Source organism: Streptomyces sp. 13-12-16, from assembly GCF_002114215.1.
GTDB lineage: Bacteria > Actinomycetota > Actinomycetes > Streptomycetales > Streptomycetaceae > Streptomyces.
The window spans coordinates 1-3,801 of record NZ_NCTE01000487.1; the positions used below are offsets into that span (position 1 = coordinate 1).

Below are 3,801 nucleotides of genomic sequence, written 5' to 3' on the forward strand. Positions count from 1 at the left end.
GGGCGGCGACCGGGAGGCCGTCGCCGAGGCGGCCCGCAAGGCCGCGGCACTCGCCCTGCGCTGGGCCGACGAGGAAACCCCTGACGCCGCCCCCGAGGCTCCCGACGCCACCCCAGAAGCCTCCGACACCCGCCCGGACGCCTGATGGCCGCGCGCGCCGCCCGGACCGACGGGAACGCCGACGACCTCGATGTCGAGGAGGCGCTCGCCCTCGTGAGGAAACACCCCGGCGGCACCACGGACACCCCCCGCCACCCGCACCTGCACCCGCGCCACGACGCCACCGCCTGGTCCGACGCCCGCGCCATCGCCGAGGACGCCCCGCGCCACGGCACCGGCGGCCGTACCGGCTACCTGACCCCGGTCGCCGTCCCCCTCGCCTCCGCCCTGGGCCTCACCCTCGCCGCCCCCCTCACCGCCCTCACCGACCTGCCCTCCTTCGACACCTCCGCGATGGACGGCTGGGCGGTCTCCGGCCCCGGCCCCTGGTCCGTGCGGGACGAGGGCGTCCTCGCCGGACACTCCGCGCACACCCCGCTCACCGACGGCGAGGCCGTCCGCATCGCCACCGGCGCCCGTGTCCCCCCGGACACCACCGCCGTACTCCGCAGCGAGCACGGCCGCACCGACGACAAGGGCCGGCTGCACGTCACCGCGGCCACCCGGCCGCCGCACACCGTCACCCACGGCCAGGACATCCGTCCCCGGGGCCAGGAGTGCCGCAGCGGCGACCAGCTGCTGCCCGTGGGCACCCCGGTGACCCCGCCCGTCCTGGGCATGGCCGCCGCCGCCGGATACGACACGCTCACCGCCGTCCCCCGCCCTCGCGTCGACGTGTTCGTCCTCGGCGACGAACTGCTCGGCGAGGGCCTGCCGCACGACGGGCTGATCCGGGACGCGCTCGGCCCGCTGCTGCCGCCCTGGCTGCGCGCACTCGGCGCGGAGGTCACCGCCGTACGCCGGGTCGGCGACACCGAACAGGCGCTGTACGAGGCCATCACGGCATCCGACGCCGACGTCGTCGTCACCACCGGCGGCACCGCCGCCGGCCCGGTCGACCACGTGCACCCCGCGCTGCGCCGCATCGGCGCCGAACTCCTCGTGGACGGCGTCCAGGTGCGCCCCGGTCACCCCATGCTCCTGGCCCGCACCAAGGACGGCCAGCACCTCGTCGGCCTGCCGGGCAACCCCCTCGCCGCCGTCTCCGGCCTGCTCACGCTCGCCGAGCCCCTGCTGCGCACCCTCGCGGCCCGCCCCGCCCCCGAGCCGTACACGCTGCCGCTGCGGGAGGGGGTGCAGGGGCACCCGTACGACACCCGGCTGGTCCCGGTCGCCCTGCGCGGTGACCGGGCGCTGCCGCTGCTCTACAACGGCCCGGCCATGCTGCGCGGCGTCGCGGCGGCCGACGCGCTCGCCGTCGTACCCCCCGGCGGTGCCCGGCCCGGCCAGGAGGCGGAGCTGATCGACCTGCCCTGGACGTCCGGGGGAATCGGGGTGTGTTTCACGTGAAACTTCCGGGCCAGGACGCCATCGCTCGCCAGGCGGACGAACACCTGGTGACCCATCGGGTGAAACTGCCGAGGAAACTGGTGGAGCACCCGGTCCGCCAGGTCGCCAAACGGCTGTCGATGGCCCTGGTGGTGCTGGTGGTGACGGCGCTCGTCGTGTTCGCCGACCGGGACGGCTACACCGACAACTCGGACGGGTCCATTGATCTCCTCGACGCGTTCTACTACGCGACCGTCACCCTCTCCACCACCGGGTACGGCGACATCACGCCGGTCAGTGACGGCGCCCGGCTCACCAACATCTTCGTCATCACGCCGCTGCGCGTGCTGTTCCTGATCATCCTGGTCGGCACCACCCTCGAGGCACTCACCGAACGCACGCGGGAGGAGTGGCGACTGAACCGCTGGAGGTCCGCGTTGCGCGATCACACCGTCGTCGTCGGGTTCGGCACCAAGGGCCGGTCCGCGATCAAGACCGTCTGCGCGACCGGGCTCCGGAAGGAGCAGGTAGTGGTCGTCGACCCCAGTGCGAAGGCGATCGACGCGGCCACGGCGGACGGCTACGCGGGCGTCATAGGGGACGCCACGCGCAGCGAGGTGCTGAAGCGGGCCGAGGTGCAGCGGGCACGGCAGATCATCATCGCGACGCAGCGCGACGACACGGCCGTCCTCGTGACGCTGACGGCGCGGCAGATCAACCGGGGCGCGAAGATCGTGGCAGCGGTGCGCGAGGAGGAGAACGCCCCGCTGCTGAAGCAGTCGGGCGCCGACGCGGTCATCACCAGCGCCAGCGCGGCCGGGCGGCTGCTCGGGCTGTCCGTGCTCAGCCCTTCGGCCGGCATGGTCATGGAGGACCTGATCCAGCAGGGCTCCGGGCTCGACATCGTGGAGCGGCCGGTCATAAAGGTCGAGGTGGGCAAGACACCCCGGGAGATCGACGACCTGGTGGTGAGCGTCGTACGTGGGCACCGGGTGCTCGGCTACGACGACCGGGACGTCGGGACGCTGGAGCTGACGGACCGGCTGATCACGATCGTGCGGGCGACGCCGGGCACGCAGATCGCGCCCGACGTCCGCCCGTTCCGAGGCTGAGACCGCGGTATCGACCGCGGCCGGGACCACGGTCGATACCGTGACCGCGGCCGTGACCGCAGTCGAAACCGCGGCCGGGACCGTCTACTTCCGGTTGTACAGCCGCATCGTGACCGGTCCGAAGACCGCCACGAGCAGTCCGGCCCAGCCCAGCGTCCAGGCGATCTCGTCGGCCGGCCAGTCGCCCGCCATCAGTCCGCGCACCGCGGACGCCAGGTGGGTGACGGGGCTGTTGTTGACGAACGCCTGGAGCCAGCCGGGCATGGTGCGCGGGTCGACGAAGACGTTGGACAGGAAGGTGAGCGGGAAGATCACCATCATGCTGACGCCCATCACCGACTTCTCGGTGCGCAGCATCAGTCCGAACATGGTCCAGATCCACGAGAAGGCGAACGAGAACAGCACCAGCAGCGCGATCCCGGCGAGCACTCCGGGGACCCCGCCGTCGGCGCGGTAGCCGAGGATCATGCCGACGGTCAGCATCACGACGGACGCGATGGTGTAGCGCAGGGCGTCGCCGAGCAGGTAGCCGACCATCGTCGACGGCCGCCAGATCGGCAGGCTGCGGAACCGGTCGAAGACGCCCTTCTCGATGTCCGTGTTGACCGAGACCCCGGTGTACATGGTGATCATCACCACCGACATCACCAGGATCCCCGGCAGCAGGAACTGGATGTACTCCTTCGGCGACCCGGCCAGCGCCCCGCCGAACAGGTACGTGTACATCAGCACCATCATGATCGGGAACGCCGTCACGTCGAAGAGCTGCTCCGGCACGTGCTTGATCTTCAGGATCGCCCGCCAGCCGAAGGTCAGCGAGGCCGACCAGGCGCTGGGCCGCGGCGGGCGCTCCTTGGCGACCAGCAGTTCGGCGAGGGAGTCGGTGCGCACCGGGGCGAGTTCGGCGTTCTCGGTGGTCGTCGTGGTGCTCATGCCGCCACCTCGTCCTTCGGGTCGTGGGAGTCGTCCTGGTCGGACACGCGCGTGTCGTGGCCGGTGAGGGCCAGGAACACCTCGTCCAGGCTGGGCTGGCCGAGCGAGAAGTTGTCGACGGTGACACCGGCGCGGGACAGTTCGCTCAGCGCGCGGGCGGCCTGTTCGGCGGCCGTGTCGTGGCCCGCGGCGAGGCGGGCGGTCAGCGCCACCGGGTCGGGCTCGGGCTGCACCCGCGCGTCGAGGGCGCGGCGCAGCAGGTCGGCGG

The 3,801-nt window shown here is 72.5% G+C and carries 3 protein-coding genes and 1 pseudogene; 2 read left to right on the forward strand and 2 right to left on the reverse strand.

Annotated features, from left to right (window positions below; all coding sequences use genetic code 11):
* Positions 1 to 144: 144 nt before the first annotated feature.
* Positions 145 to 1,509, forward strand: coding sequence for a molybdopterin molybdotransferase MoeA (locus B7767_RS19340; protein WP_085573278.1), 1,365 nt, complete (start codon positions 145 to 147; stop codon positions 1,507 to 1,509).
* Positions 1,506 to 2,600, forward strand: coding sequence for a TrkA family potassium uptake protein (locus B7767_RS19345; RefSeq protein WP_107486179.1), 1,095 nt, complete (start codon positions 1,506 to 1,508; stop codon positions 2,598 to 2,600). Before B7767_RS19340 ends, B7767_RS19345 begins: the two co-directional genes overlap by 4 nt.
* A gap of 84 nt (positions 2,601 to 2,684) precedes the next feature.
* Here B7767_RS19345 and B7767_RS19350 read toward each other — a convergent pair whose 3' ends face one another.
* A complete protein-coding gene (locus B7767_RS19350; protein WP_085573280.1) occupies positions 2,685 to 3,533 on the reverse strand; it encodes an ABC transporter permease in 849 nt (282 codons plus the stop codon).
* Positions 3,530 to 3,801 (reverse strand): annotated as a pseudogene (locus B7767_RS19355) (daunorubicin/doxorubicin resistance ABC transporter ATP-binding protein DrrA); the annotation flags it as partial. The gene B7767_RS19350 and the pseudogene B7767_RS19355, both read right to left, overlap by 4 nt.

What these genes read in the sequence shown, in the direction of transcription:
- B7767_RS19340 (WP_085573278.1), top strand. Translation starts at nt 145, where the DNA reads ATGGCCGCGCGCGCCGCCCGGACCGACGGGAACGCCGACGACCTCGAT.
- B7767_RS19350 (WP_085573280.1), bottom strand. Translation starts at nt 3,533, where the DNA reads ATGAGCACCACGACGACCACCGAGAACGCCGAACTCGCCCCGGTGCGC.